The 21,838-nt window shown below is 56.1% G+C and carries 28 protein-coding genes, 3 pseudogenes and 1 other annotated feature; of the genes and pseudogenes, 24 read left to right on the top strand and 7 right to left on the bottom strand.

Features of this window, described 5'->3' with window-relative positions; genetic code table 11:
* Positions 1 to 24: 24 nt before the first annotated feature.
* Positions 25 to 1,254: a glycosyltransferase family 4 protein gene (locus GQ464_RS09505; protein WP_166979449.1), complete on the bottom strand. Its 1,230-nt coding sequence runs from the start codon at positions 1,252 to 1,254 to the stop codon at positions 25 to 27.
* Between the two features lie 344 nt (positions 1,255 to 1,598).
* Between GQ464_RS09505 and GQ464_RS19205 the strand changes: the two are divergent.
* From GQ464_RS19205 to GQ464_RS09490, 5 genes and pseudogenes are all read left to right on the top strand, one after another.
* Positions 1,599 to 1,691, top strand: a pseudogene (locus GQ464_RS19205) (Uma2 family endonuclease); the annotation flags it as partial.
* A 52-nt stretch (positions 1,692 to 1,743) separates the two neighbouring features.
* Positions 1,744 to 2,124: a DUF2269 family protein gene (locus GQ464_RS09500; protein ID WP_166979451.1), complete on the top strand. Its 381-nt coding sequence runs from the start codon at positions 1,744 to 1,746 to the stop codon at positions 2,122 to 2,124.
* 94 nt (positions 2,125 to 2,218) lie between these two features.
* A complete protein-coding gene (locus GQ464_RS19200) occupies positions 2,219 to 2,791 on the top strand; it encodes a DUF6226 family protein (RefSeq protein ID WP_423816149.1) in 573 nt (190 codons plus the stop codon).
* Positions 2,792 to 2,977: 186 nt separating this feature from the next.
* Entirely contained in the window at positions 2,978 to 3,892 is a 915-nt protein-coding gene (locus tag GQ464_RS09495) for an ABC transporter ATP-binding protein (RefSeq protein WP_166979453.1), read from the top strand.
* 8 nt (positions 3,893 to 3,900) lie between these two features.
* Complete coding sequence (locus GQ464_RS09490; protein ID WP_228350165.1) at positions 3,901 to 4,584, top strand: pyridoxal phosphate-dependent decarboxylase family protein; 684 nt, start codon at positions 3,901 to 3,903, stop codon at positions 4,582 to 4,584.
* 6 nt (positions 4,585 to 4,590) lie between these two features.
* Here GQ464_RS09490 and GQ464_RS09485 read toward each other — a convergent pair whose 3' ends face one another.
* Both GQ464_RS09485 and GQ464_RS09480 read right to left on the bottom strand, forming a co-directional pair.
* Positions 4,591 to 5,148, bottom strand: coding sequence for a transposase (locus tag GQ464_RS09485; protein WP_166982035.1), 558 nt, complete (start codon positions 5,146 to 5,148; stop codon positions 4,591 to 4,593).
* 41 nt (positions 5,149 to 5,189) lie between these two features.
* Positions 5,190 to 5,543 carry a helix-turn-helix domain-containing protein gene (locus GQ464_RS09480; protein ID WP_166982032.1) on the bottom strand — a complete coding sequence of 118 codons (354 nt, stop codon included), beginning with the start codon at positions 5,541 to 5,543 and terminating at the stop codon, positions 5,190 to 5,192.
* Positions 5,544 to 5,611: 68 nt separating this feature from the next.
* Between GQ464_RS09480 and GQ464_RS09475 the strand changes: the two genes are divergently transcribed.
* The 18 genes from GQ464_RS09475 (at position 5,612) to GQ464_RS09390 (ending at position 19,403) form a co-directional block, all read left to right on the top strand.
* Positions 5,612 to 6,403: a pyridoxal phosphate-dependent decarboxylase family protein gene (locus GQ464_RS09475; RefSeq protein ID WP_166981622.1), complete on the top strand. Its 792-nt coding sequence runs from the start codon at positions 5,612 to 5,614 to the stop codon at positions 6,401 to 6,403.
* A 20-nt stretch (positions 6,404 to 6,423) separates the two neighbouring features.
* Positions 6,424 to 7,212: an ABC transporter permease gene (locus GQ464_RS09470; RefSeq protein WP_228350164.1), complete on the top strand. Its 789-nt coding sequence runs from the start codon at positions 6,424 to 6,426 to the stop codon at positions 7,210 to 7,212.
* Positions 7,213 to 7,250: 38 nt separating this feature from the next.
* Positions 7,251 to 7,595, top strand: a complete 345-nt coding sequence (locus GQ464_RS09465; protein WP_166981625.1) for a hypothetical protein — start codon at positions 7,251 to 7,253, stop codon at positions 7,593 to 7,595.
* A gap of 38 nt (positions 7,596 to 7,633) precedes the next feature.
* Positions 7,634 to 8,233 (top strand): GNAT family N-acetyltransferase, encoded by a 600-nt coding sequence (locus GQ464_RS09460; protein WP_166981628.1) that lies wholly within the window; start codon positions 7,634 to 7,636, stop codon positions 8,231 to 8,233.
* On the top strand, positions 8,230 to 8,640 hold the full coding sequence (locus tag GQ464_RS09455; protein WP_166981631.1) for a nuclear transport factor 2 family protein: 411 nt from the start codon (positions 8,230 to 8,232) through the stop codon (positions 8,638 to 8,640). Before GQ464_RS09460 ends, GQ464_RS09455 begins: the two co-directional genes overlap by 4 nt.
* Positions 8,641 to 8,737: 97 nt before the next feature.
* Entirely contained in the window at positions 8,738 to 9,670 is a 933-nt protein-coding gene (locus tag GQ464_RS09450) for a zinc-binding dehydrogenase (RefSeq protein WP_228350163.1), read from the top strand.
* 65 nt (positions 9,671 to 9,735) lie between these two features.
* Positions 9,736 to 9,912 carry a hypothetical protein gene (locus tag GQ464_RS09445; RefSeq protein ID WP_166981634.1) on the top strand — a complete coding sequence of 59 codons (177 nt, stop codon included), beginning with the start codon at positions 9,736 to 9,738 and terminating at the stop codon, positions 9,910 to 9,912.
* Positions 9,913 to 9,963: 51 nt separating this feature from the next.
* The gene (locus tag GQ464_RS09440) at positions 9,964 to 10,122 is read left to right on the top strand and encodes a hypothetical protein (protein ID WP_166981637.1); all 159 of its coding nucleotides are present in this window, start codon (positions 9,964 to 9,966) and stop codon (positions 10,120 to 10,122) included.
* 82 nt (positions 10,123 to 10,204) lie between these two features.
* Positions 10,205 to 11,047 (top strand): PhzF family phenazine biosynthesis protein, encoded by an 843-nt coding sequence (locus GQ464_RS09435; protein WP_166981640.1) that lies wholly within the window; start codon positions 10,205 to 10,207, stop codon positions 11,045 to 11,047.
* Between the two features lie 455 nt (positions 11,048 to 11,502).
* On the top strand, positions 11,503 to 12,438 hold the full coding sequence (locus GQ464_RS09430) for a bifunctional helix-turn-helix transcriptional regulator/GNAT family N-acetyltransferase (protein WP_228350162.1): 936 nt from the start codon (positions 11,503 to 11,505) through the stop codon (positions 12,436 to 12,438).
* 467 nt (positions 12,439 to 12,905) lie between these two features.
* Positions 12,906 to 13,397, top strand: coding sequence for a helix-turn-helix transcriptional regulator (locus tag GQ464_RS09425; protein WP_166978497.1), 492 nt, complete (start codon positions 12,906 to 12,908; stop codon positions 13,395 to 13,397).
* 268 nt (positions 13,398 to 13,665) lie between these two features.
* Positions 13,666 to 14,559 carry a heavy-metal-associated domain-containing protein gene (locus GQ464_RS09420; protein ID WP_228350161.1) on the top strand — a complete coding sequence of 298 codons (894 nt, stop codon included), beginning with the start codon at positions 13,666 to 13,668 and terminating at the stop codon, positions 14,557 to 14,559.
* 15 nt (positions 14,560 to 14,574) lie between these two features.
* The gene (locus GQ464_RS19020; RefSeq protein ID WP_228350160.1) at positions 14,575 to 15,597 is read left to right on the top strand and encodes a methyltransferase domain-containing protein; all 1,023 of its coding nucleotides are present in this window, start codon (positions 14,575 to 14,577) and stop codon (positions 15,595 to 15,597) included.
* A gap of 15 nt (positions 15,598 to 15,612) precedes the next feature.
* Positions 15,613 to 15,972 (top strand): hypothetical protein, encoded by a 360-nt coding sequence (locus GQ464_RS09410; RefSeq protein ID WP_228350159.1) that lies wholly within the window; start codon positions 15,613 to 15,615, stop codon positions 15,970 to 15,972.
* Positions 15,973 to 16,201: 229 nt separating this feature from the next.
* Complete coding sequence (locus GQ464_RS09405; protein ID WP_166978493.1) at positions 16,202 to 16,999, top strand: SDR family NAD(P)-dependent oxidoreductase; 798 nt, start codon at positions 16,202 to 16,204, stop codon at positions 16,997 to 16,999.
* Between the two features lies 1 nt (position 17,000).
* A complete protein-coding gene (locus GQ464_RS09400) occupies positions 17,001 to 17,858 on the top strand; it encodes a class I SAM-dependent methyltransferase (protein ID WP_166978491.1) in 858 nt (285 codons plus the stop codon).
* A complete protein-coding gene (locus GQ464_RS09395) occupies positions 17,855 to 18,361 on the top strand; it encodes a GNAT family N-acetyltransferase (protein WP_228350158.1) in 507 nt (168 codons plus the stop codon). Before GQ464_RS09400 ends, GQ464_RS09395 begins: the two co-directional genes overlap by 4 nt.
* A 160-nt stretch (positions 18,362 to 18,521) precedes the next feature.
* Positions 18,522 to 19,403: a class I SAM-dependent methyltransferase gene (locus tag GQ464_RS09390; RefSeq protein ID WP_228350157.1), complete on the top strand. Its 882-nt coding sequence runs from the start codon at positions 18,522 to 18,524 to the stop codon at positions 19,401 to 19,403.
* 136 nt (positions 19,404 to 19,539) lie between these two features.
* Here the strand turns inward: GQ464_RS09390 and GQ464_RS09385 are convergent.
* The 4 genes and pseudogenes from GQ464_RS09385 to GQ464_RS09370 all read right to left on the bottom strand — a co-directional run.
* A pseudogene (locus GQ464_RS09385) lies at positions 19,540 to 20,295 on the bottom strand (IS3 family transposase); the annotation flags it as partial.
* Positions 19,936 to 20,052 (bottom strand) — a sequence feature (AL1L pseudoknot). Its footprint overlaps the pseudogene before it by 117 nt.
* Positions 20,296 to 20,370: 75 nt before the next feature.
* Positions 20,371 to 20,619, bottom strand: a pseudogene (locus GQ464_RS09380) (DDE-type integrase/transposase/recombinase); the annotation flags it as partial.
* A 152-nt stretch (positions 20,620 to 20,771) separates the two neighbouring features.
* Positions 20,772 to 20,987 (bottom strand): hypothetical protein, encoded by a 216-nt coding sequence (locus GQ464_RS09375; RefSeq protein WP_166978483.1) that lies wholly within the window; start codon positions 20,985 to 20,987, stop codon positions 20,772 to 20,774.
* A 68-nt stretch (positions 20,988 to 21,055) separates the two neighbouring features.
* Positions 21,056 to 21,202: a hypothetical protein gene (locus tag GQ464_RS09370; protein WP_166978481.1), complete on the bottom strand. Its 147-nt coding sequence runs from the start codon at positions 21,200 to 21,202 to the stop codon at positions 21,056 to 21,058.
* Between the two features lie 164 nt (positions 21,203 to 21,366).
* Between GQ464_RS09370 and GQ464_RS09365 the strand changes: the two genes are divergently transcribed.
* A complete protein-coding gene (locus GQ464_RS09365; protein WP_166978479.1) occupies positions 21,367 to 21,816 on the top strand; it encodes a nucleotidyltransferase domain-containing protein in 450 nt (149 codons plus the stop codon).
* Positions 21,817 to 21,838: the final 22 nt, after the last annotated feature.

Here is a 21,838-nt window from a genome sequence, read left to right as displayed (position 1 = left end):
GCTGGTTCGGAGATCGGGCACGGCTCAGAAGCTGCCATGCGTCGTTTGGAGGCGTCGCCGGACGGCCCGGGGGGAGCGATCGGCGGGCTCGGGCGGGTTCAGGATCTCGTCGTAGTAGGTGAGCATCCGGGCCATGACGGCGTCCCAGTCGTAGGTGCGGGCCCGCTGCAGCGCCGCCCGGCTCATCTGCCGGCGGAGGGCGGCGTCCTCGACCAGGTTCACCACGTACTCCAGAAAGACGTCGGTGCGACCCGGGGGGGCCAGGTAGCCGGTCTCCCCGTGGACGACGAGGCTGTTCGAACCGGGCGCGTCGGCACAGACGGCCGGCAGGCCGGAGGCCATCGCCTCCAGCGTCACGTTGCCGAAGGTCTCGGTGGCGCTGGGGAAGACGAACACGTCGGCGGAGGCATAGGCCCGGGCCAGCTCCTCGCCGGCCAGGAAGCCGGTGAAGACGGCCTCGGGCAGGCGGGCCGCCAGCTCGGGCCGGGCCGGGCCGTCGCCCACGATCAAGGTCCGGTGCGGGATGCCGCGCCGGCGCAAGCCCTTGATCACCCCGGCAAAAATGTCGGTGCCCTTCTCGCGGACGAGCCGGCCGACGAAGGCCACCACCACCTCGTCGTCCTCGATGCCGAGGGTGCGTCGCCACCCCGGATCCCGGCGTTGCGGGTTGAAGCGGCCCGTGTCGACGCCGCGCGGCCAGAGCCGGAAGTTGGCCCGGACGCCGTGCGCCTTCAGCACGTCGATCATCGTGGGGGTGGGCACGTAGAGGTGTGCGCACCGTGCGTAGTACCACCGCAGCCACAGCCAGATCGGCCGGTCGAGCCACTCGATGTTGTAATACGAGAGGTAGGAGCTGAAGTGGGTGTGGTAGGACGAAACGATGGGGGTCTTCCACAGCATCGCCATGCGCATGGCGTGCAGGCCCAGAAAGTCGGGGGTGGCCACGTGGAAGAGGGTGGGTTTGAAGAGCCGCAACGCCCGGCGGGCCGTCCGTGAGAGGCCCAGCGAGACGCGATACTCGCTCCGGCCGGGCAGGGCAAACGACGGCACGGGGATGAGCGTCCCGTTGTGCCGGATGGGCGGGTGGTCCACCGTCGGGGCGAAGACCTCGACTTCGACATCCCGGTCTTCGAGATAGGCGACCAGCCGGTTCAGCGTCAGCGAGACGCCGTCCGCGATGTGGTTGTAGGCACCCGTGAAGAGGGCGATGCGTCGCGGCGTTTCGGCGCGAGCACGTTCCGGTGTCACGGCCATGGTGGCATCGGGGATGATGGCTGCGGGCCTGCTTGGCAACGTCCCCTGAACGGGAGGGCACGGCGAAGGTTTACCCGGTGGGTCCGGGCAACCCCCTGCCGGATGGTGGTTTCAGCAGGAATTCACCGGGCGCCCGATCCGTTCGTACGGAAATGAGACCCGTCGAGGTTGACATAGCCGCAGGTCAGCGCGGAGAAGTAACAACCCCGTTCCCGCTGCCGGCTGTGGCTTCATCGGGGCGAGGCGGCCGGGGCCTGCCGCGTGAAACAGCCGGAGGGGCCTCCCGCCCGTTCGTCCGACCAGCACCGTGAGCACACCATGGAACGGAAGGATCATCGCCATGACCCCGGCCGGAGGACGTGCTGCTCGTCGAGGTGGCCGATGCGAGCTTGGACTTTGACCGCCGCGTGAAGCGACCGCACTATGCGGTCGCCGGCGGCGGGGGGATCTCGACACCGCTCGCATCGCCCCCGTCTACCTTGGGTCGTGTTGGATAGGTGCGCTGCAACCTTCACGCTGCGGGGCAAGCTGCTCGATGATCGCATTGCCAATCCGGCGTATGGGTTGCCGCTCGTCACTGGGCTCCTGATGGTGTTCGTCGTTCGGTTGCCACTGACCACACCCTGGCTACTTACGGCCATGGTCTTGTACGTGCTCGTCGTGTTGGTCGGCTTGTTGGGATACACCCCTACGCTGCGACGTCAAATCCAGCTTCTGGACAGCGAAGGGTTCCACTCGCCTAACTATCAAGCTCTGGCACGTCGCGGGACAATGCTTGGGGTAGTCCTGGCCGTTCTGGTGATACTCATTGTCTTCCTAATGGTCGTGAAACCGAAGTTATGGGATGGGCGTGAAGTCAAGCGTTACTGAATTCGCAAGGCCGCCCAACCCTGGCATCCAGCGGACGACTTCGCTTGCTTCGCGCCGCTGAACCGGAACGTTGAGCAGTTAGCAGGGGGGAACAATGAGCCAAAATCGATGGGGTCCCGAGGGTCCGCCGACAGAGGCATATTCCCGAGTGACCAATCCGGGCCGTTTCGCACCACTCCACGAGTTCGCGGAAAGGCTTCTCGACCGATTGGAGTCGATGTTCGACGTAGACCGCCGGGAAGGCTTCGAGCTCGATCCTGAGCTGAAGGCGCATGAATTGGCTCGGCCTTCCATTGAGCTGACTCCTCGTGCAGCTGATGGAGCTCGGCTCCTGGTGTCTTTCACGACGTTCCCAGGACTCGTCGTCCGAGCCGGGCAATGGTATTCCGAACCGATCCCCAGCTGCGGCTGTGATGCGTGTGACGAGTCGGCTGAGTCCGCGATAGAACGACTCTCGTGGCTGGTTGAGAATGTCACGCGTGGTCACTTCCGTGAGGTGCTATCTGTGCCGCTGCTCCGCGGTGACGCTTGGAAGACGACCGAAATGGGGGCGTCGGAGGTGGGAAGGCGAGAGAGTGCCCGGGTGAGAATCCCTCGGAAGCGGGCACGCGAGATGCTTGCCAACTCTCGCAACGATTACCAATGGAAGCCCTGGCCACGACGATGAACTTCTCTGAGCCTCCACCTTCTGAGCAAACCGGCGCTGCCCAGCGGCCTATAGACCGCCGGCTAAATCGACGGTGGAGACGACGTCACTACGCTCAGCGGCCGAACCCGAGCGTAAGCGCGCCAAACACTGTATTACAAATTAATAGATATATTTGCAAAAGAATTTGCTAAAGAAGCGGAGAATATGGTCATCGAAACACAGAATCTGGTGAAACGATACGGTAAGGTGACAGCGGTTGATGGCGTATCGTTGCGCGTGTCGCAAGGGGAAATCTATGCATTTCTGGGTCTCAACGGAGCAGGCAAAACTACGACCATTCGCATGTTGTTGGGTATGGTCAAGCCGACTTCGGGCGAAGTGAGGGTTTTGGGCACAAGAGTTCGCATTGGTGGCCCCAAACCATGGGCGTCGGTTGGATACCTGGTGGAAACAGCGACGGCATATCCAGAGCTTACCGTACGCGAAAATCTTGAGGTCGTGCAGCGCCTTCGTCCTGGGACTGAGCCGCAGGCAGTTGATCGCATCATAGAGCAGCTGGGTTTGAGCGCCTACGCCGATAGGCGAGCGGGTACACTATCGCTGGGGAATTTGCAGCGGGTGGGACTTGCCAAGGCGCTTATCCATCAACCAGAAGTACTTATCCTGGATGAACCGTTCAATGGGTTAGATCCGGCAGGGATTGTCGAAATACGGGAATTGTTGCGCGAGCTGGTCCGCAATCAAGGAGTCACAGTGTTTATGTCGAGCCACATCTTGGGCGAAGTTTCGCGACTGGCAGATCGCATTGGCATCATTCACCAGGGTCGCCTGCTCCAGGAATTGGATATTGCCGAGCTGGAGCGCCGGCGAAAACGTCGCCTGCTGGTTCAAACCCGCGACGGACTCGCAGCGCAGACCGTACTGGGTGCAGCCGGGTTCTCTATAGAACGGCTAGACCATCAGACCATTGCGGTTTGCGACCAATCCGCGATCGATCGGCCGGACGACATCGCCACGCTCCTGGTCCGGGCACAGCATCCACCGATGATGCTGAAGGTCGAAGATGAAGATCTGGAGCAATATTTTCTGCGACTTATTCGTCAAGATGTCTCAAATTAGAGTAAGTATTGGAAGAAGATATGAATCTATCAAAACTCCCTTCATCAGCTTTTGTCGATCCCAGCGGCATTAACAGCACGATCGTTGAGGAATTAGCTCAACGCGTATTGAACCTTATCTTGTGTCACCTTCAACACGCGCGTGATCGTGCTCCACTCCCTGAAGGGGCCCAGCTTCCTCAATTGCTGGGTATTCCTGAATCGCCCATATCAGAGGACATGTTATTGGCTCAACTTGAGTCTATCTTGGCTTACTCTATGAACCCGGCGCATCCTGCCTTCATCGGACATATGGACTCCATGCCCACCACTATGTCTTTCCTTGGCGAGATGATATCCGTGGCGATCAATAACAACATGTTAAGCTTTGAGATGTCACCATCATTGTCGCTCTTAGAGTCTTATCTCACCAAAGAATTGGCGGCTTTATTCGGTTTGGGTTCGCAATCAGGCGGCGTAATACTTAGCGGAGGAACGCTGGCCAATTTACAAGCTCTCGCCGTCGCCCGTAATGTGAAGTTAAATGCGCTGAAACAGGGAGTGGCCGGGCTACAATCTGTTCCAATACTGTTTACTTCGGATGTAGCCCATACATCTATTCAGAAAGCCGCCATGCTTCTCGGGCTGGGCACTTCTGCTGTCATTCCGATCAGGACCAACATCAACTCCCAGATGGAGATAGGCGAGTTATAGCGCTACTCAGGGACTTTGACCCAAATAACCACAGTGTTTGAACCACCCCACGGCATCGGAGGGCCTAACCGCGGCCACCCCCTGCTCCACGGACGCCTCCAACGCCTGCGCCGTCTCTGCACGCGCGCGTTTGACCACATGCTTGATTTTGTTCCAGGCCAACTCGATCGGGCTCAGATCCGGACTATAACGCGGCAGCGGCAATACCTCCGCCCCGGCCGCCTCGATCAGGTCCTTGATCCCCTCGACACCATGAATCGTGGCATTGTCCCAGATGACGACGTCTCCCTGCCTCAGATACGGGACCAGGTGCCGGCGCACAAACCCGCGAAAGGTCCACCCACGCACCGTGCCTGCGTGCGTGGCCACGACCCCCGACCCATCGAATCCCATCCAGCCGATCAAGCTACGCCGAATCGGACTGCGCAGCGGCGCGCGCTCATGGCAGCGCGCACCGCGAACACTGTAGCCGTAGGGGAGCCGCATGCCCACCTCCACCCGGCTCTCATCGACCACCTTGATCCGCTCAGGGGCGATCTCGGACAGACGCTGCCTGAAAGCCATGCGCTCGGCTTGAACCGCTGGACGATCTTGTTGGGAAGGTCTCAAGGTCTTTTTTTTCGTGTGATCCCCAGGCGCTTAAGGGCCCGGCTGACGGTCTGTTGGCTGACCGGACGTCCGGCTTCGGTGAGGCGATGGGCCAGTTGCTCCTGCGTCAGATCCGGGTTTTCCTTGAACAGTTGCAGCAGCCATTGTCGGTCTTGTGGGCCGAGGATGGGGCTACGGCCATTGAAGCGCGTACGGGGTAAGAGCGAACCGGTGCTTCGGTAGAGTTTGACCAGACGTCTGACGGTGCGTTGAGAGACGGAAAAGCGCTGGGCGATGTGTTTTTGTGAGCCTTCCCCGTTGAGGTAGGCCTTCACGATACGTTCTCTGAGATCAGGGGAGAGGGCTTTCATGAGCACTGGAGCAAGCGGAGCGGAGACGAGCTACTAATAACTTGAAGCAACCACAATTGTTGCGGACCATGTTACTGCGTAGCGCTATAAAGCGCGCTATTGAAAATGCGCAACAACAAGGAAAATTGCCTTTTTGTGTGGTTGCCACTGCGGGAACAACCACCACGGGAAATATAGACCCACTACAGGACATTAACGCTATCGCTCGCGAATACGACCTATGGTTTCATGTAGACGCGGCTTATGGTGGGGCGCTGATTTTTTCAGAGGCTCAGCGCTCTCGATTGGCAGGAATCGAACATGCCGACTCCATTACCTTTAATCCGCAAAAATGGCTTTATGTGGCTAAGACATGCGCTATGGTATTGTTTCGGGATATGTCAGCACTCACCAACGCTTTCCGTGTGTCGGCGCCTTATATGCGTGATACTGAAGGCTTCATTAATTTGGGAGAAATATCTGTACAGGGCACACGACATGCTGATGTCCTGAAATTGTGGCTGTCGCTGTACCATATCGGGAAGAGCGGGTATGCGCAACTCATCGAAGAGAGTTACCGATTAACGGAGTACTTTACCCGCCTGGTCAGGAAACGACCCTTTTTAGAGCTGGCAAGCAGTCCTGAAATGAATATCGTATGTTTCCGAGGTGTTCCTCCGTGGATTCCCGAGGCTAGATGGGATCAATGGAACACCGACTTACAGGAATATTTACTGCGCGAAGGCAATGTGTTTTTATCCTTGCCAACCTATCGCGGGCATTACTGGTTGCGTGCCGTGTTGTTAAATCCATACCTCGAGGAGGAAATTATTGACCAATTGTTTGAACTTGTAGATAGGTTTGCCCAGGAGACAATATGAATCGGTCAGGAAACCATATCATGCAAAATGTGTCTCAAGCTCTCTGGGTCGAATTCCTCAAGACCCGTCGCTCGAAAGTGCCGTTGCTGACCGCTTTGGGGTTTGCCCTGGCCCCTTTTGCGGGTGGCTTCTTCATGATGGTAATGAAAGATCCCGATCTGGCGCGCCGCCTTGGGCTGATCAGCGCCAAAGCGCAGATCGTGGCAGGTGCTGCTGATTGGCCGACTTATTTGGGTTTCCTGTCCCAGGCGGTAGCGGTCGGGGGTATTATCGTGTTTGGGTTCATAGGGGCCTGGGTGTTTGGTAGAGAATATGCAGATAGGACGGTCAAAGACCTGCTGGCACTGCCCACATCGCGTTCTGTAATCGTGCTGGCTAAGTTCATTGTGGTAGTCCTGTGGTGCGTTGTCCTGACAGCTTTCATTTATCTCATCGGGCTTGTTGTGGGCATTGCAATTGACCTTGAGGCATGGTCGGTGGAGGTACTGGGGCAAGGTACACTTACCCTGGCCAACACTACCGGGTTAACGACCGCGCTTGTTACCCCGATTGCGTTCGTTGCCAGTGTGGGACGTGGTTATTTGCCACCGCTCGGCGCGACGATACTGGCTGTCGTGATAGCGCAACTTGTGGCCGCAGCGGGATGGGGGGCCTATTTCCCCTGGTCCGTGCCGGCATTGTATGCAGGACTTGCCGGGCCAGACTATACGAATCTTGGGTTGGTGAGTTATGCAATCGTGGTGGCCGTGAGCAGCATGGGTTTGATTGGCACATTCCTATGGTGGGAATGGGCGGATCAATCATTTTGATGGATGTGAATCAAGAAATAATACAAAGGAGTCAAACTATGAACGATCAAACTAACAATTATTCATCAGAGTTTGCTTGTAAGTGGGATGCTATCCCTCAAGAAGACAGATCCAGGCATTCAGCAGTGACAGAGCAATTGTTTCACTCGGTTAAGCAAGTGAAAGAGCTCAGCGATGGATTTGCCTTTGAGTTGCCAAGTAATGCTTTGACACTCCGGCAAGCAGCGGAGTTCATCTCGCGGGAAATGCTCTGTTGTCCATTTTTCAGGTTGGTGCTGGAAGTAGAACCAGAAAGTGGGAGAGTGTGGTTGAAGCTAACAGGCAAAGAAGGAGTGAAACATTTCATCCATGCGGAGCTTCGCCAGTTTGTTTGTGACACATGAGATTGGTGTTTTATCTTCGGTCGAGGAAAAGCATTCGTATGATGACGCAACAACATAGCACAACTGAATTTGCAGTTCGGCCGGTTACTACGGAGAACCTGGGCGATTTTGTCGCCCTGTTTGAATCACGCGGAGCACCGCACTTTTGCTGGTGCACCCTCTATCGCATGTCAGCTCAAAAGCATCTTTCAAATGCTGAGAAGAAAGAAGTCATGTGTAACCTGGTGCACGAAGGTATCCCGGTTGGCGTTCTTGCTTACGATGGTGAAAGACCCATCGGCTGGTGTTCGGTAGCCCCGCGCGAAACCTACAAACGGCTGGATCGCTCGCGCACCATGCCTCGTGTAACGCCACAAGACCTGCCCACCTGGACGATTCTTTGCTTTTTCGTTCTGCGTACCTACCGGAGCAAAGGGGTAGCGAAGCGGCTCCTGGAAGGGGCGATCGCGTACGCACGTGCACAAGGAGCCCAGGTCATCGAGGCCTATCCGTTCGACACGGCAGGGAACTCTTCCACCCATCGCGGGCATTCTTCTCTTTTCAGAGAGGCAGGTTTTCGACAAACAGGGAATCGGTGGTTTCTGGAAACATCAAATTATGTATCTTTGCCCGAAAAGAAGAACGGAGATGAAACATGAACAGCGATATTCAACAGCTTTTTATCACCTATGAGCATGCGTTCTCCGCGCTGGATGTTGCCCGGCAGGCGGATCTCTTTGCTGATAGTTTTCTGTCTGCCGGACCGCGTGGAGTAATTGCGGGCAGCAAGGCACAATTCACGCAGATGGCTGAGCAGATGGCAACCTTTTACAAAGGCGTTGGCTTCAGCGGAGCGAGAATTGTCTCCATGGAGGAAAAGCCCATTACGGTTGCCTTTTCTCTGGTTGATGTCCGCTGGGAAGCAGTCTTTCGGAGACAAGAGGAAAAGTATGTGCAATTCGATGTTTCCTACATTGTCCAGAGAACAGATACTGACCCAAAGATCATTCTTTTCATCACCCATCAGGATGAGCAAGAGGGGATGAAAGATCTGAAGCTAATATAAAAATGAGAACTATTTATTTGAAGACTAATCACCAAGGTAAAAAGAAATTCGAAATGAATACAACTCAACAGGATAAAATGTCAATGGAGAACCTGGAATGAAAAAGAATACGATGCGGGCGATTATCGTCGACCCAGGGGCGGAGGATGGCTTTGCCTTCGCCGAGGTCCCTGCGCCCGAGGCCAGTCCGGGACGGGTCATTGTGCAGGTGCATCACGTCTCGCTGAACCGAGGGGACCTGAACGATGCACGCTCGGGACGCATCGCCCCAGGGGCTGTGCTCGGCTCGGACCTGGCAGGCGTCGTCGTCACTCCGGCACCCGATGGCAGGGGACCTGCGGTGCGGGCCCGTGTCGTGGGCCTTGCCGCAGGCGCCTTCGCCGAATTCGTGGCTGTCGATGTTGATGCCATTGCGGAAGTGCCACCCACAGTTGATCTTGCCTCGGTGGCGGCTCTGCCCGTGGCCGGTATCGCTGCGCTGCGAGCGCTCAGGGTTGCCGGGTCGGTCCTTGGGCGGCGGGTGCTTGTGACCGGCGCCTCTGGCGGTGTCGGCAGGTTCGCCGTCGCTCTCGCCGCCCGAGCGGGCGCGAGGGTCGTTGCCGCGGTCGGATCGGACGAGCACGGCGAAGGCCTCCGGAGCCTTGGCGCCTCTGAGATCGTGGTGGATCTTAGCGACATGGCAGGGCCCGTTGATATCGTGCTCGACAACGTCGGTGGGCCTCAGATGGTGCGGGCCTGGGATATTCTCGCGCCAGGCGGAACCCTGGTCAGCATCGGCTGGGCTTCGGGTCAACCGGCAACGTTCCAACCTTACGCCACGGTCGCACCGGGCAAGCGGATCGTATCGCTCCTCATCGAGGGGCCGGTCGCGACCGATCTGGCAACCCTTGTGGCGTTCGTGGCGGAAGGGAGCCTGCCGGTTCCGATCGGCTGGCGGGGGCGCTGGGATCAGATCCACGAGGCCACCGCCGCACTTCGGGCACGGCAAATTCGGGGAAAGGCGGTGATGGACGTGCAAACTCAAGACTAATGACTATCGAAATGGATACGCCCCAACAGGACACGAGGATCAGCAGTAAAGGAAGCAATTCCTGGATGAGGTCTCGCGAGGTCCTCGACCTGCTGGCGGCTCCTGGCCCGTTCTCCGGCTATGCCGAGAGAGCCATGCTCTACGGCCCCAGTTCGTGGGCCCCTGGGACGTGGAGGCGACCTGGCACGACGCTGCGCTGCTTCGACCCGGAGGACGATACCCGGCACATCGCCTGGATGTAGCCGGCGAGCGGCGAGTTCGTCGATCCAGGCCGGCCGATCGGCGACGACATCGTGCAGGAGGTTCTCTTCCCTGCAGCCGACGGCCACTGCGAGCGCTGGCGGTTCACCGAGATCGCGCCGGACTCCTTCCTCCGGCTGGGAGAGGTGTCGAAGGACGGCGGGGTGAGCTGGGAGCTGGTGCAGGAGATGCGGGCTCGCCGCCGCGGGTAGCTGTGGTTCTCGCTTGTGCTGTGTCGTGGAGCGTCACGTGCCCCAGAGACTCAAGGAATCCTTGGAACTGAAGAGGTGAACAATGGGTCGACCTTTCCAACTCATCGATGTCTTCCATGATGGGCCATTGTCCGGTAACCCGCTCGTCGTGATTCTCGATGCCGAGGGGTTCACTACCCAGGAGATGCAGCGGATCGCCCGCTGGCTGAACCTCTCGGAGACAGCCTTCCTCTTGCAGCCGACGACCAGGGATGCGGACTACCGCGTCCGCATCTTCACGTTGGAGCGAGAGCTGCCGTTCGCCGGCCATCCGACGCTGGGGAGCTGCCACGCCTGGCTCGCAGCCGGCGGCACGCCGCGTAGTGCCGACGAGATCGTCCAGGAGTGCGGATCGGGGCTCGTGCGTGTCCGCCGCCGTGAGGGACTCCTGGCGTTCGCCGCGCCGCCGCTCGTTCGCAGCGGGCCGGTCGATGAGCCCACGCTTCGAACGATCGAGACGGTTCTCCAGCTCGACCGGTCACGTTTCGTCGATGCCCAGTGGGCCGACAACGGACCTGGTTGGGTCGCCGTCCTCCTCGAGTCGGCGGAAGCGGTGCTGGCACTCGAGCCCCTCAGGCAGTTCCCGACCCGCGTCGATATCGGCGTGGTCGGCCCCTACCCGCCGGGTAGCCCGGTCGCCTTCGAGCTGCGCGCGTTTTTCAGCGACCACAAGGGCGGTATCGTGGAGGATCCGGTCACGGGCAGCCTCAACGCGTCGGCCGCGCAGTGGCTCCTCGCCTCCGGCCGCGCCAGGGCGCCATACGTCGCCTCCCAGGGCACGCGTCTCGGCCGTGCCGGTCGCGTCTACATCGACCAAGATCGCGATGGCACCGTCTGGGTCGGCGGCAAGACGACCACGTGCTTTGCCGGCGAGTACCTGCTTTAGGCGCCGGGCCGCTTCCGCCGATGGTTACCAGGCGCCATAGCCACACCGCCACGCTGCTACCAAATGGAAGGGTGCTCATCGCGGGCGGCACGACCCTGGCAACCACAGAACTCTTCGACCCGGCGACGGGCTCGTTCGCTCGGACAGGACCGCTGAACGCCGCGCGAGCGAGCCACATAGCCGTTCCCCTCCTGGAGGCCGAGTGCTCATCTCCGGGGGCGAGGGACCGAACTGGACGTTTCTCTCGAGCGCGGAGATCTACGACCCTGCCACCGGTTCCTTCTCTTGGACCGGCAGCCTGTCAGCGGCGCTCATCGCCCGGGCCAGGGTGCGGCTGGCGGACGGTCGGGTACTAATCCTCATCCCGCACGGGGGCCACAGCCATGTTCCTTGACAAAGTCAACAAGTTTATTTACAATGTCAGCAATTAGATCGCCGAACTCAAGGAGAGCGCCATGAATGCAGAGGCACTTGCAGCGCGTGTCAACACGGTCCGGCGCTTCAACCGTTTCTATACCCGACAGCTCGGACTGCTACAGGATAGTTTTCTGCAGAGTCCTTTTTCTCTGCCTGAAGCTCGCGTGGTCTACGAACTGGCCCAGCATGAGGAGACGACAGCGAGCCATCTTTGCCAGGAACTGGGCATGGACCCGGGCTACATGAGCCGGATCTTGCGCAGGCTGAAGCGACAGGGCTTCGTCGAAAAACGACCATCCGAGCACGACGCCCGGCAATACCTGGTTTCCCTGACCGAGAAAGGGCAAAAGGCCTTCGCCGGGCTGAATGCCGCCTCCCGGAGCGACATCGAGCGGTTGTTGAGCAAGCTGTCGGACGAAGAGCAACGACGCCTGGTGCAGGCCATGGAGACCGTCGAGACCCTGCTCGGTGCTCCTCCGGAGCATCGGGCGTCCTACATTTTGCGCCCTCCTTATTCCGGCGATCTGGGTTGGGTGGTCCATCGCCACGGCGTGCTCTATCGCGAAGAATACGGGTGGAATGAAGAATTCGAAGCACTGGTTGCCGAGATCGTCGCCCGATTCGTTCAAAACTTCGATCCGGCGCGCGAACGCTGCTGGATCGCCGAGATGAACGGCGAAAACGTAGGCTCGGTCTTTCTCGTGAAAAAGACCGATACGACGGCCCAGTTGCGGCTACTGCTGGTGGAGCCCAAAGCGCGCGGGCTGGGCATCGGCAGGCGTCTGGTACAGGAATGCACACGATTCGCACGACAGGCCGGCTACAGCAAGATTGTGCTGTGGACCAACAACGTGCTCACGGCGGCGCGGCACATCTACGAACGAGAAGGCTACCGCTTGCTTAAAGAAGAACCCCACCACAGCTTTGGCCAGGATCTCGTGGGCGAGTACTGGGAGCTGACGTTCGATGAATGAATGCCTTGAATTAAATGTTAAATAGGTACGATTCACGAAATAGGAAGATAGTTATGGAGCAATGTGTGACACACAAAATTTTCTCTTCATCGTTAGTCGAGATATTCAATTGTAAGTGTCTGGAAGAGGCTGGCACAAATTCCTCTCCCGTGGTAGTTCGTGGATATTTAATTCATTTCGTACGCCATGGACATTTTGTCTATCATCTCGGCAATTCAAGTTGGGATGTATATAGTCAGTCGATCTTACATCTCAATGCAGGAACAATCTATACCTCTTCCCATCCTTTTTGTGGCAAAGATGATGGTCTAATGTTGTATGTGAATCGTACTCTTCTGGATTCCGTCCGATCTGAGTACTGGCGCAAAGATTATTTTCCGAATGACCACCATTCGAGCAACGAAGACGCGTTTTTTCCCATTCCTGTAAGCAGGTCGAATCCTCGCATAGAGACCATAAAGTATCTTTTGAATGAACTGATTGTGCCCAACGGAGAAAGCCTTCTAAAGATCGAAGTATTGTTTGTGCAGCTACTATCATTACTCTTTTCTAACCTGTATGAGAATTCAGGCCATACCTTCGTACTTTCTCAGAAGGACGCGGTGCATTCTCTGGAATTGATTGAGCGGGCAAAACAATATATTCACTTACATTTCAGAGAAAATATCTCGCTAACTGATGTTTCCAAAGCTGCTTGTTTAAGTGAATATCATTTTGTAAGAGTGTTTCGCAAACTAACAGGGTGGACTCCCTATCGGTACCTCCTTGAAACACGATTGCAGCATGCTCTGCTGTTGCTTCAACATACCAAAGATCCCGTGACCCAGATTTGTTTCCATGTGGGCTTCAACAACCTGTCTCACTTCATCACAACTTTCCGCAAGCGCTTCGGGGTGACTCCATCGCAAGCGCGCAAGCTGAAATCTAAAACCCTGGAAGCGTTGTCTCGATTAAGCTAAGAAAAGCAATATTTCGAAAGTCGTTCGGATGCACTGTTTGTATATTTGCGCTGTATAGCATTCGCTGATGAGAAGGGTAACCTGTCCGTGTAGCTGCGGGTAAGGATGCGTTTGGCTGCATAGTGTTACGCGGCCTGGCCTTTTTGTTCCTCCAGCCCGGGTATACTGGCGGGTAGCGGAGTGCACCCATGTAAGGGTGCAACTACGTTATTCCTGGCATCGGCGCCTCAATGACATTACCCAACGCTAAAACATAGGAGGTATGATTATGCCCAGAAAAGCCCTTATTATCGCATCGTGTTTTGCTATCATGTCGCTTGCATTCACCATTTGGATTTTGAGGAAAGTGGACAATCCGAAGAAAAGCGAGAACATGGAACTTATCGTTGAAGGGATGACGTGTGATGCCTGTGCCCGATCGCTGGAACACACCCTTCAGAAAGTGCCTGGCATCCGTGCAGTAAAGGCGAGTTTTGCCGAAAGAAAAGTTATGATCTTATACGATATATCTCTGATTGACGAACGTAACATCAAAGATGAGATCGCAAAAGCTGGATACCGTGTTGTAGAAAACTATGTTGAGAAAATGAATGTAAATGCTTTTGCAGAGCAAACTGGCTTCTTTTCTGTACCGTTGGCGTGTCCGGCAGTGCCAGGAATCGGATGTGGTCCACGAGCCAAGCCAATCCTTGAGCAACTTGCTCGTCACCCGGCCGTAGCAGACGTTCGGATCAATCGAACCGGGACAATCCTGGCAATAAGATGGAGCGACCAGTCTTCGCCCGAACAGCGATCAGATGCCATAGCCCAGGTGCAGAACATCTCGCTGATTCCTTTGGATAAGGAAGATAGTGAGAAATTGCAGAAAAACTTCTCTCCTGCAGACTGGTATGGTACCGCAGAAGTACATCACCTGACAGATGAAGAAGGCGAAGTGCTGGCAAGCCGTTTTGTAGATAAGTTGGTGAAACGCCGGGTGCTTCCACAGGAGCACGTTCTGAATTTCAAAAAGGAAGTCGTCCGTCTTTTTACACGTTGTTTGAAAGGATCTCTTGAGATGGGCCAGGCGGAAAAAGAACTCATCAGCTTAGGCCGAAGATACTTGGATAGCACAGGTGTAAAGGTCTTCCAGGAAGAAATAAATGCCTTGAAATGTAAATGACAAGAGAGTTGACCAATGAATAGCAAGAACTATTTCGACAACGTAGCTCCAGAATGGGACAAGTTACGGCAAAGCTTCTTCTCGGAGGCGATCCGGGAAAAAGCCATAGCAATTGCTCAGGTGCAGCCAGGCACATTGGCTGCAGATCTCGGCGCGGGCACGGGTTTCATTACGGAAGCGCTCGTGCACCATGGTTTGCGCGTGATAGCTGTAGATCAATCCGAAGCCATGCTCTCCGAGATGCAAAAGAAATTTGCCGGGGTGCAGGGGATCGACTATCGACTGGGCGATGCCGAACAGTTACCCATTGAAGACGCCAGCGTGGACTATGTCTTTGCCAACATGTATCTGCATCATGTGGACCATCCGGCAAAAGCGATTCTGGAAATGTCTCGTATCTTGAAGCCTGGCGGAAAAGTAGTTATCACCGACCTCGATGAGCATTCCCACGAGTTTCTCCGCACCGAACAGCACGATCGCTGGCTGGGTTTTCGGCGCGAAGATATACGGCGGTGGTTTTTTGAGGCAGGATTAGAAGATATACGTGTAGATTCTTTAGACGAAAACTGCTGCACGAAATCTCCCTGTGTATACGAGGAAGTAGCGATCAGTGTTTTTGTCGCCACAGGAACGAAACGTGATAGAAAAGCAGCCACACCGTATCCCTATGCAACCTATTTGGATATAAAATATCCATCGCTGACGGTCATTGACCTTCCTGCGCTGATTCAGGCATGCAAAGACCGATGGTATAACCAGACTTTGTGTCAGGTGAACGATTCTGTGGTGCGTCTGGGTATCGTGCAGGGGGAGTATCACTGGCACAAGCATGACAACGATGATGAATTTTTCTTCGTTCTGGAGGGACGCTTCATCATAGATCTGGAGACGCATTCGGTTGAATTGCGACCTTGGCAGGGGTTTGTGGTACCCAAAGGTGTTGTGCACCGAACCCGGGCTCCGGAACGTTGTATTATCCTGATGGTCGAAACATCGACTATTATCCCGACTGGAGATGACAATGGAGTAGATGTATAAGGAGACGACATGGACATGAATACCACAAATAATCTGATAGATGAGCTTTTCAATCGGTTCCCTGACATTCGTTATGTGGCAATATATAAGGGAAACGAGCTGCACATGAGACAGAGGCAGTGCATACCCAATGCCTCGTCTTCAGAAAGCGACAAGTATGAAGAATTATGGGTGAATCCAACATTATTGACCCTTGCTCGCCAGCGTGGAAATATCGATTGTGGCGGACTCAGATTTTTGATTGTGGCTTATGGGCACTTCTATCAGTTGATAAGTGAGATTGAGGCAGGACATATTTCAATTTGCCTGGAACAAAATGTCGAGCTGAAACAAGTGTGTGACAGTATATTTAATTTTATTAAAGGGAAAATATGATAGTACATCCGCTTTTGCCTGCATGCCAGAGACTATCCCTCAAGAAGACAGGATAAAGCATGTTTGGAATAAGGACTGGACAAATCTGGTTGAAGCTCTCCTGCGAAGAAGGTGCGAAAAAAATACATGCGTGTAAAATTCGGAACAACTGAAAAAGAGGAAATAGTTAAAACATGCTGAACAGCAAACTTATCGCTATCAAGTTGTTCTTTTGTGTAAGGATATTGGTATGCTGGAGTTCGAGAACAAAGTTGTTCTGATTACAGGCGGGAGTTCAGGCCTGGGGCGTGCAATGGCAATGGCTTTTGCACAACGTGGTGCCTGTGTAGCCATTGCTGCTCGCAGAGAGGAACGGGGAAGAACAGTGGTCAGAGAGATTGAAGGCCGGGGTGGAAAGGCAATGTTTGTGCCTTGTGATGTCGCGATTGGCGAAGAGGTCGAGCGTCTTGTAGCCGAGACAGTTATGCGGTTTGGTCGATTGGATGTGGCGATTAACAATGCCGCTGAAACCAACCAGACGTTACGCCTCACAGCCGAATACACAGAAGTCGAGTTCGACCGTGCGGTGGCGGTGAATCTTAAAGGTGTATGGTTATGCATGAAAGCTGAAATCATCCAGATGCTGCGCCAGAACCCACAGGGAGGTGTGATTTTAAACACATCTTCCGTAAATGGATTAGGCGGGATACCGCGTGCGGCGCTCTACGCGGCAACCAAGGCCGGGGTCCTTGGGCTTACGAAGTCGGCAGCGCTTGAGTATGCTGCGAACGGCATTCGAGTGAATGCGCTGGTGCTCGGTGCGTTCGATACGGAGATGCGCCAACAAATTTTGGAACGTATCGCAGGTGGAGATGCTCGAAAGCGTGAACAGCTTCGGGCCGGAGAGCAAGGACGTATCCCGTTAGGTCGCATGGGAATGCCCGAGGAAGCAGCAGAGGCGGCAACCTGGCTATGTTCCAATGCAGCTTCTTACATCACAGGCGTCTCTTTCATCGTAGATGGAGGACTGACTGCGTTTGCTCGATAATATGAAAGGCGAAGAGCATAATGTAGCTAAACATTACGATGGATGGGCATTTCAGTTTGAGCTTGAACGGCTGGAGGAATATTGCCCGGTAGAATATGCCATCACCTGTCGCTATCTGGAGCGATATGTCCCAAATACTTCGGTGGTAGCCGATGTTGGAGCCGGCGCCGGACACTATGCGTCTTTTCTCGCAAAGAGGGGGTGCACCATTCATCTGATAGATGTCAGTGTGCGGTTGCTTGAGGCGGCGCGTGAACGCGTGGAGCAGGCCGGGCTCGGGCATCAGGTCAAAACCGTTGTTCAGACATCAGCGACCGATCTGAGCTGTCTTGGCGATGAAAGCTGCGATGCGGTTCTGATGCTCGGACCGCTCTATCATCTTCGGGAACTGTCCGAACGGCGGCAAGCAGTCAGGGAGGGGTATCGTGTGCTGAAAGTGGGAGGCGTCCTGTTTGCAGCGGGGATCAATCGCCTGGCGTATTTGCGCGATCTCTTTCGGGAGAAGCCGGAAGAGAGCATCAGGCGCAAGGCATTTCACGAGGAATATTTGCGGAATGGGAAGCTCGATCCGGAGCATGCCCCACCGCTTGGGTATGCACATTTAACGACCGTGAGTGAATTTCGCGAGCTTCTGGCTGGTTACTTTGAAGAACTCGCTTTGGTCGGGGTGGAATCGTTCACGAGTGTATGGCAGTCGCAGTTGAACAATCTGTCTGACAATGAGCGTGAAGCATGGCTCGATCTGGTGGAACGAACCGGTAGAACTATCGAAGGGATCAGTCAGAGCGATCATTTTCTGTTTATTGGTAAGAAGAGGCAGCAACTGACGAATAACGTGAAGGAGGTAGATAAACGATGAAGATGGTGGAAATTGAGATCCGCCCTGCGCGTTCGGACGAAGCCCGTCGGTTGACGGAGATTGCCTTTGCGGCCAAAGGCTCGTGGGGATACGATGAACGGTTGATGCGTTTATGGGCCGATGAGCTGACCGTCACGCCGGAATTCATCATGACACATCCCGTCTACTGCGCTGTGAGCAAAGGCGAAGTCGTGGGTTTTTATGCGCTCATCGGTGAAGGTGAAGAGTACGAATTGGATCACATCTGGGTGGAACCGGAGTCGATGGGGATGGGAATCGGGAGAGTTCTATTTGAGCATGCGGTAGGGATAATCGCGCAGCTCGGAGGATCAACCTTGAAGATCGTCGCCGATCCGCATGCCGAAGGATTCTATCGAAGGATGGGAGCCGTTCCGGTTGGAAGCGTGCCGTCGAGGCCAGAAGGGCGAATGCTGCCGGTGCTGCGATTTGCAGTACTGCCGAGCAGTGAGTCCAAACCGAACCGGACTATGCGTTTAACATGAGGACGGAGGCGACCGGTGAATCGTCGTTTTCACCTGGTTGATGTCTTTTATGTATGGCGAGGAGCCGTTTTCCAGCAATCCTCTGAACGTGGTGCAGGATGCGGAAGGATTGACAGCACAGTAGCTGGGTAGCAGAATCATGGATACCGGAGGGTTCGTGATGGAGATGACAAAAGATCAGCGCGACATATGGTGTGAGTGGCTATTGCAGCGACGCTTCGGCGGCGACGCTGAGCGTATGAAGGCCACAATGGAGGAGCTGAACCGGGTGCGTGATAAGGTTCTCGAGCACGCGAACTTGAGAGATGGCGAAACCCTGTTGGATGTCGGTTGTGGCGACGGGCTGATTGCCTTTGGGGCGCTCAAAAGGTCGAGCACGGTACACGTGATCTTCTCGGATGTTTCGCAAGACCTACTTGATCATGCCCAGAGCATTGCTCAAAAAATGGGCGTTCTTGACCGTTGCCAATTCGTATGTGCTCCCGCTGAGGATTTATCCCCTATACAGGGAGAGGCAGTTGATGTTGTAACGACGCGCTCGGTCCTCATCTACGTTAAAGATAAGCAACAGGCTTTCTGCGAGTTTCACCGTGTTCTCAAAGCCGGTGGTAGATTGTCCATATTTGAGCCTATCAACCGGTTTGGTCTCCCTGAACCACCGCACATCTTCTGGGGGTACGATGTTACTCCTGTGGCAGAGATTGCCCAAAAAGTGAAGGGCATATATCAGCAATTGCAACCGCTCGATAGCGATCCTATGCTCGATTTTGATGACCGAGACCTGATCGCTTTTGCAGAGCAGGTGGGCTTTCGAGAAGTCCACCTTGAATTGCAGATCGAGATCAAGCCAAAGGAAAAGGTGAATTGGGAGACTATGTTACGTACAGCCGGCAATCCTAAGATTCCCACTCTTGAAGAGGCCGTACAAGAAGCATTATTGCCCGGTGAAAGGGAGACTTTTGTCACCTATCTGCGTCCACTGGCTGAAGCAGGACAAGGGATCACTCGCAGTGCAGTCGCTTATCTTTGGGCTGCGAAATGAGAGTGAATGTGCCCTTCAACCAGCGTTTGAATCTGACGCCGCTGCGCTGGCGCTCCGCGGCGCAGGTGAAGCGCAGGCCGTTGGGTGGCAAGATCGCCAAAGGAATACTGGACTTACCCCGGTTACGTGGACAGTAGAAGGCATCGATGACGAAGGCCACGTAGACGAAGCCGCGCCAGGTGGCAACATAGGTCAGATCCGAGACCCAGAGCTCATTGGGACGCGCTGCTGAGAAGTCGCGCTCTACGAGGTCCAGGGGCCGATCCGTAGCCTCCGCGGACACGGTCGTCTTGAAGCGGCAGCCTCGAACTACCCCGTGAAGCCCCATCTCGTCCATCAGGCGGGCCACCGTACATCGTGCCACCGTGATGCCCGCTCGTTTGAGCTGGTGCCAGAGCTCGCGCACGCCATAGACGCGGGCGTTCGTCTCCCACACGCGCTGACTCTCCACGCGCAGCGCTTCGTCTCGCTGGGCCCGGGCAGATCGCAGCGACGGGCCGGCCGCTCGAGCCTTGTGACTGTAGTAGGTCGACGGAGCGATCGGCCGTACATCGCAGATCGGCTCGACTCCGTACTCGTCCCGGTGTTCGTTAATGAAACGCACCATTACCTCGGTCGGCGGTCGAGCTCCGCCTGGGCGAAACAGGCCGAGGCCTTGCGAAGGATCTCGTTGGCCCGGCGCAGTTCGCGCTTCTCGCGTTCGAGTTTCTTGAGCCGGGCACGCTCGTCGGTGGTGATGCCGGCTCTGCGACCCTCGTCCCGCTCTTTCTGGCGTACCCACTTGCGCAGCGTCTCAGCCGTGCAGCCGATCTTCCGGGCAATAGACTCGATGGCCGCCCATTGTGAGGGGTGCTCGTGCTCGAACACCATACCGGCGATTTTCGATCGCCATAATGGCCCGCTCGCGGATCTCAGGGGCGTACTTTTTCTGTTCATGACTCCAGGTTCTCAAATGCTGGAGTCTCCTGCAAACCCGGGGCGGTTCAATCGACGTGTACTGGCACCTCTGACCCGAAGGATAAATGATGCCTTCGGGCTTGCGCTGAGTCAGCGCCATCTCCTCGGCCGCCAGTACCAGCTCCACCCGGAGGGGACTGGCCATCGCCCAGCCGACGATGCGGCGACTGGAGGCATCGAGTACAACGGACAGATACAGGAAGCCGGCAGCCGTCGGGACGTAGGTGATGTCGGCCACCCAGAGCTCATCGGGACCACGGAAGGTCACGACCTCGTCGAACACGTATGAGGTCGTGAGGAGGTGAAAGTCATCGTCTCGAAGGGTTTGCCAGTGACGTTGTGCCGCGTGATGGTGCTGGTCATCCGACAGTTCCAACGCGAGAAGATACCCCGTATCCAGAAACAGTCGCTTCATCCGGCATCGTCGTATAGATAGCGGTCGTGCGCCGCAGACGCGTCGGGGAGGTCGGAGGAGACGGGTCGGCTGCCCAGGCCCAGGATGGGATCATCGGCAGGCAGCGGGATCACCACCACGATGCCGTTCTCTTTGCGAATCTCGACTTCGGCCGCGTCGCCGAGGAGATGACGCGGGATCACGACGCCGTCGTCGTTGACGCGGACTTTCATGGAATCGGGAGGCTGGATTGCATCTGATCTGGAAATACGCCCGGCCTCCTCCCGGGTTCGTGGGATGCTCACAGCACCTCGCGCAGGGAGCGGCCGGTGTGGCTCTCGGGGTGGGCGGCCGGCTCGATCTGCTGGTATTCCGGCGGGCGACTGAGTTCTTCGTTAGCCTGCCCGGGGAGCGGAAGCGTGGGTGAGGCGTTACATCGTGCAATCATCCCAAACACCTTCAGACCCATGGCAGGTGCACGTTCCAGGCTGGATAGATCGGCCTTCTCCGTCACGTCTTTTGCGGAGGCTGAAGAACAGGACCGTGCCTACTGGTTGTCTTTGACCCCCCGGGAACGCCTCGCCGCGCTCGAAGAGATGCGCCAGCTCAACTATGCCTACGATCCAGCTTCCGACCGAATTCAGCGAACTGTTGAGGTTGTTTCGCGCTCATGAGGTAAAGTATCTCATCGTCGGGGGCTATGCGGTGGCCTATCACGGCTACCCTCGAACCACAGGTGACCTTGACATCTGGATCGAGCGTTCTGAAGAGAATGCGCAACGCATCTACCGGGCACTACGAGCATTCGGGTTCGATGTGCCGGCGTTGCAGCCAGAGCTGTTCGAGCGAAAGGATCAGATCATACGTATGGGGCATCCACCGCTGCGGGTAGAGATTTTAACGAGCGCGAGCGGTGTTGAATTCGGGTCGTGCTATGCGCAGCGTGTTGAGGATAAACTTGGGGAGGTTAACGTCTCGATCATCGGTCTGGAGTGTTTGAAGCGGAATAAGCGGGCCAGCGGCCGGCATAAGGATTTGAACGATCTGGAGCATCTTCCGTGATATCGAGAAGGCAGAATCGCTA

This window comes from Rhodocaloribacter litoris (genome assembly GCF_011682235.2).
Classification (GTDB): domain Bacteria; phylum Bacteroidota; class Rhodothermia; order Rhodothermales; family ISCAR-4553; genus Rhodocaloribacter; species Rhodocaloribacter litoris.
Note: the sequence above shows the minus strand (reverse complement) of the source record. Positions and strands in the feature narration are given on the sequence as shown.